At 48.3% G+C, this 5,108-nt stretch carries 6 protein-coding genes and 1 pseudogene; 5 read left to right on the top strand and 2 right to left on the bottom strand.

Annotated features, from left to right (window positions below; all coding sequences use genetic code 11):
- Positions 1-117 precede the first annotated feature (117 nt).
- Positions 118-1,182, bottom strand: coding sequence for a photosystem II D2 protein (photosystem q(a) protein) (gene psbD / locus RMO35_RS00820; protein ID WP_309737895.1), 1,065 nt, complete (start codon positions 1,180-1,182; stop codon positions 118-120).
- Between the two features lie 456 nt (positions 1,183-1,638).
- Between psbD and RMO35_RS00825 the strand changes: the two genes are divergently transcribed.
- The 5 genes from RMO35_RS00825 to RMO35_RS00845 all read left to right on the top strand — a co-directional run bounded on the left by RMO35_RS00825 (position 1,639) and on the right by RMO35_RS00845 (position 4,552).
- The gene (locus tag RMO35_RS00825) at positions 1,639-1,908 is read left to right on the top strand and encodes a hypothetical protein (RefSeq protein WP_309737896.1); all 270 of its coding nucleotides are present in this window, start codon (positions 1,639-1,641) and stop codon (positions 1,906-1,908) included.
- Between the two features lie 89 nt (positions 1,909-1,997).
- Positions 1,998-2,687 (top strand): ABC transporter ATP-binding protein, encoded by a 690-nt coding sequence (locus tag RMO35_RS00830; RefSeq protein ID WP_309737898.1) that lies wholly within the window; start codon positions 1,998-2,000, stop codon positions 2,685-2,687.
- A gap of 27 nt (positions 2,688-2,714) precedes the next feature.
- Positions 2,715-2,900, top strand: a complete 186-nt coding sequence (locus tag RMO35_RS00835; protein ID WP_309737900.1) for a hypothetical protein — start codon at positions 2,715-2,717, stop codon at positions 2,898-2,900.
- Positions 2,901-2,951: 51 nt separating this feature from the next.
- Entirely contained in the window at positions 2,952-3,764 is an 813-nt protein-coding gene (locus RMO35_RS00840) for a tetratricopeptide repeat protein (protein WP_309737902.1), read from the top strand.
- A 137-nt stretch (positions 3,765-3,901) separates the two neighbouring features.
- On the top strand, positions 3,902-4,552 hold the full coding sequence (locus RMO35_RS00845) for a GIY-YIG nuclease family protein (RefSeq protein WP_309737903.1): 651 nt from the start codon (positions 3,902-3,904) through the stop codon (positions 4,550-4,552).
- 231 nt (positions 4,553-4,783) lie between these two features.
- Here RMO35_RS00845 and RMO35_RS00850 read toward each other — a convergent pair.
- Positions 4,784-5,108, bottom strand: a pseudogene (locus tag RMO35_RS00850) (GIY-YIG nuclease family protein); the annotation flags it as partial.

Raw genomic sequence — 5,108 nt, forward strand, 5'->3', positions numbered from 1 at the left:
TATTAAAGGGCGTTTCCACTCTTGCAGTACCTCAGATCGATTAACTATAAAATACGGATTAAAAAAAACCGGAAGATAAATAGATTGTACATTTATCCTCCGATGTTTCAAAGCTTTTTAGAGAGCGTTACCGCGAGGTAATACTTCTTCTGGGAAGATGAATTGTTCGTGAGGTTGGTCTTGAGGCGCCATCCATGCACGAATACCTTCGTTGAGCAGAATATTCTTGGTGTAGAATGTTTCAAACTCAGGATCTTCAGCCGCTCTCAATTCTTGAGATACGAAGTCATAAGCGCGGAGGTTTAGAGCCAAACCAACGATACCGACAGAACTCATCCACAATCCAGTCACAGGGACGAAGAGCATGAAGAAGTGTAACCAACGTTTGTTGGAGAAAGCTACACCGAAAATCTGCGACCAGAAGCGGTTTGCAGTTACCATCGAGTAGGTTTCTTCAGCTTGAGTAGGGTCGAAAGCGCGGAAAGTATTGGAACTATCGCTTTCGCTATCTTCAAACAAGGTGTTCTCTACAGTTGCACCGTGAATCGCACACAGCAACGCACCGCCGAGAATCCCTGCAACACCCATCATGTGGAAGGGGTTGAGCGTCCAGTTGTGGAAACCTTGTAAGAATAAGATGAAACGGAAGATTGCAGCTACGCCGAACGAAGGTGCGAAGAACCAACCAGATTGACCCAAGGGGTAGATCAAGAAGACGCTGACGAACACGGCGATTGGACCGGAGAAAGCAAGCGCGTTGTAAGGACGAATCCCGACTAGACGAGCGATTTCAAATTGACGGAGCATGAAGCCGATAAGACCGAATGCGCCATGAAGAGCAACAAATGCCCATAGACCGCCAAGTTGACACCAACGAGTGAAGTCACCTTGTGCTTCAGGTCCCCATAACAGCATTAGGGAGTGACCCACGCTGTTGGGAGGAGTAGAAAGAGCCGCAGTTAGAAAGTTGCAACCTTCGAGGTAGCTAGAAGCCAAACCGTGGCTATACCAAGAAGTAACAAATGTGGTACCAGTCATCCAGCCGCCGAGGGCCATGAATGCACATGGGAATAGTAAGATACCGGACCAGCCGACGAATACGAACCGATCTTTTTTTAGCCAGTCGTCTACAGCATCAAAGATGCCTCTTTCGACCTGCTGGTTGCCAACTGCAATGGTCATGATGCAGTAAATCTCCAGATATTATGAGGACAGTGGTTTGCGCGTATCGACTCATCATTTAATGATATTGTGAGCCGCTGCGTGAGTACTTAGCCGATTTATTAAATCAGTTTACGTTTCTTTACTTAGTCTAATAGAATTGTGTTGGAATGGGTAAAATCTTTACATTTTCTTCGGCAAAATTTAAGATTCTGGTGAAAAATAACCCATTTTACGCTTATTTATAGAGCTAAGTGAGTATAAATACTTATGAAAAGTAAGAATTTAACTCTCCATGTTGAGGTGGATAGTACCGAGCGGTGCTTACTCTTCTGAGATTATAGTCATAGATGAGCGTAATCGGGATCCCCGATCCAAATTTTAGCAGTCACCAAATTAGCGTTGGTATCGTCTGTGCAAGGAGAATCGGCTTACAATTAAGATCGTTAGCCAATCCCAACTCAGTAATATATAGATATGTACGTCATCGAAATCTTGCTCAAAAGTACCGCCATGCCCATGTCAGTACAGCGGAAGACGGTAGAGGAAGCGACTACCGTTTACCAACAGGTATTAGATGCCATGCGTGGGAGTGATGTGACGATGCTGGAATTGTCGTGCGATCGACAACCCGAAAAGAAAATTTGTGTGATGACCGATGCGATCGTCGCCGCTCAGATGTATGAGAAATCCGGTGCGGCAGCTTCGGGTAAAACGCCTGGTTTTGTAGCGTTTGCTGGCGCTTGATCTCGCGACATGCAATACTAGGAGCGAGCTTACGCCCCTAGTATTGTGAGGAGTTTTAGTACTCCATCCCCCATTCCCGTCTCGAATCTATGACCGAATTCGATCGCTTATCATTACCCGCAATCGAGGTTAAGGATCTTTCCTTTGCCTGGAAATCTGGGAAGGTTGCCCTTGATGATTGTTCTTTATCTGTACCGCGCGGCGAATTTTGGATGCTACTCGGCACCAATGGTAGCGGCAAATCGACGCTCCTCCGGTCGATCGCGGGACTGCTAACGCCTCAAGCTGGCACGATCGAGATTCAGGGCGGATTGGGAATTGTTTTCCAAAATCCCGATTGTCAATTAGTGATGCCGACTGTCGGTGCCGATATCGCCTTCGGGCTAGTTGCCGAGAATCTCACTCCCAGTCAAGTCCGCCATCGCGTTACCGAAGCCCTCAACGCGGTCAATCTGGGCGAGCTAATCCGCAGACCCATTTATGCTCTCAGTGGCGGCCAAAAGCAGCGTGTCGCGATCGCGGGCGCGATCGCCAGACAAATCGAGGTAATTTTATTTGACGAGCCTACTGCCCTGCTAGACCCCGATGCCCAACTCGATCTAGTCGCCCAAGTCCGCGAACTAGTCAAAAGTCGCGGCTTAACGGCGTTATGGGTAACGCATCGGCTCGAGGAGCTAGACTACTGCGATGGCGCATTTTTGATCGAAAATGGGCGATTAGTCGATCGTGGCGACCCCCAGAGAATGCGTCAGCGATTGATTAGAGAAATTGAAGTGTGAAAAATTTGACTTGCAACGATCGATAGAGTGCCTTCGACTAAAGTCGCGGCTAATGTAGCAAAGTCCGCCTGCGCGGACTATAAATTTAGTCCGCGCAGGCGGACTTTGCATTCCGTTCGCGGAGCGTCTGCCTTCGCAGAGCGGCGGTTTATAACCGCTGGGTTATCGGCTGCGGTTAGTAAGAACAACTGGCTCGAATGGCTCCTGTATTGATAGTTGCGACTAATTCCTCTACAGTTAGAGGTGAAATCTTGGGATAAACTTATGGTGTGGCGTTGGTTGGTAAGTATTGTAGCGATCGTGCTAATTGCGTTAACTCCAATTAGTCCTGGTTTAGCACAGCCAGCACCTAGCGATGTCACTGATGCCCAATTTGCATTGGGTGACAAACTCCGTACTCAAGCTTTTACAGCGACAAATGAAGGAAATTTTGTTAAAGCTGAACAGTATTGGACGCAACTAATCGAGTTGTTTCCCCAAAATCCAGCCATCTGGAGCAATCGGGGCAACTCCCGCGTCAGTCAAAATAAACTCACTGAAGCAGTCGCCGATTTTGATAAGTCGATCGAGCTATTGCCCAACTACCCCGATGCTTATCTCAATCGCGGTACGGCATTAGAAGGTCTGGGTGAATGGGATGCCGCGATCGCTGACTATCAATATATCCTGTCGATCGACCCCAAGGATGCGATGGCTTACAATAATTTAGGAAATGCCTATGCGGGTTTGGGTCAATGGGATACTGCGATCGAAAACTATCTCAAGGCTTCAGCAATTGCACCAGATTTTGCCTTCGCTCGTGCTAACTATGCTTTGGCTCTCTATCAGAGCGGTGATATCGCTGAAGCGATTCGCAACATGAAAAATATCGTCAGAAAGTATCGCGATTTTCCCGATGTCCGGGCAGCGCTGAGTGCCGCATTATGGCAAGATGGTCAACGCGGTGAGGCGGAAAGTAACTGGGTAGCAGTAATTGGTCTGGATAGTCGGTATAAAGATTTAAACTGGGTGAAAAATACCCGTCGTTGGCCGCCCAGTATGGTGTCGGCACTAGAAAAATTCTTAAAGCTAGAGTAATATTCGAGCTAATCAATAGTTTGAGTGCGATCGATCGAACGGGTATCCTCGCAAAGAAAGGTATCAGTGGCGATCGAGCTTAGCGGATCGAGATCTACAATGGTGGCTAGCTTCTTACACTTGCGGAATCGACGATCGTGGAAAATACGCCTGATTTACAAATAGAGCATCAAAATGTCCCTGCCAATCATCAGGGTTTGCACGATTTCCTGTACGGTGCGCCGGACGAACATGCCGTCACCACAGTAGCACCATTAAATTTGGATAGCGATCGGCTCATTCCGCTAGCAGATTGGCAAGTACTAGCTGAAAATGCGCGGGTGGCGGGGGTATACGCGGTTGTAGATACCGCCGAGCGCACTCAATATGTGGGATACTCGCGCAATGTGTTGACCTCACTCAAGGGGCATCTTGCCGAGCATGGCAGCGATGTCTGTGCGGCGGTACGGGTGCAAGTATTTAAGTTTCCCAAGCGGGAAGAAATGGAAAGCCTGCGCGATGCGTGGATTGCCCAATTAGAGGTAGTGCCATCAGGAAATACGGGTGCGGGTGGCGTTTGGGCGACTACAGTGGGCGAAATTGCCAAAGCAGCGATGTCCGAGCCAGAACGCGTCGCTTATGAGGAGAAAAAACTCAAGCTGCGACGGGCAATGGCAGATAGTGCATTAAGTCGCGAATTAGATGCAGCGGCAATTACTGACGAGCAAAAACGCGAACATTTTGCGGCGGCGATGACGGAGGATAATTGGAGCGCGGTAATTAAGGAGCAGACAGCAGAAACTCTTTAGAGTTGTGGGTTGGTAATAGAACGTGAATTTGGGTTAAAGATATTTGCTCCGCTCCAATACCGCACTCGATTTAAATCGGTGCTAGTGATGCGAAGTCCGCCTACGCGGACTAAGATATTCAGTCCGCGTAGGCGGACGTCGCATCACTAGCACCGATTTAAATCGAGTGCGGTATTGGTGCGGAACAAATATCTTTAACCCAAATTCACGTTCTATTACCAAACCACAACTTTAGAGCGTTTCTGCTGTCTGCTCCTTAATTACCGCACTCCAATTATCCTCAGTCATTGCCTTGGCAAAATGTTCGCGTTTTTGCTCGTCGGTAATCGCCGCTGCATCTAATTCCCGACTCAAAGCACTATCCGCCATCGCTCGGCGCAGTTTGAGTTTTTTCTCCTCATAAGCGACTCGTTCCGATTCCGACATCGCCGCTTTAGCAATTTCACCCACAGTTGTCGCCCAAACTCCACCCTCACCAGTATTTCCTGGCGGTACTGTCTCTAATTGAGCAATCCACGCATCGCGCAAACTTTCCATTTCTTCCCGCTTGGGAAAC

This window comes from Chamaesiphon sp. OTE_20_metabat_361 (assembly GCF_031364565.1).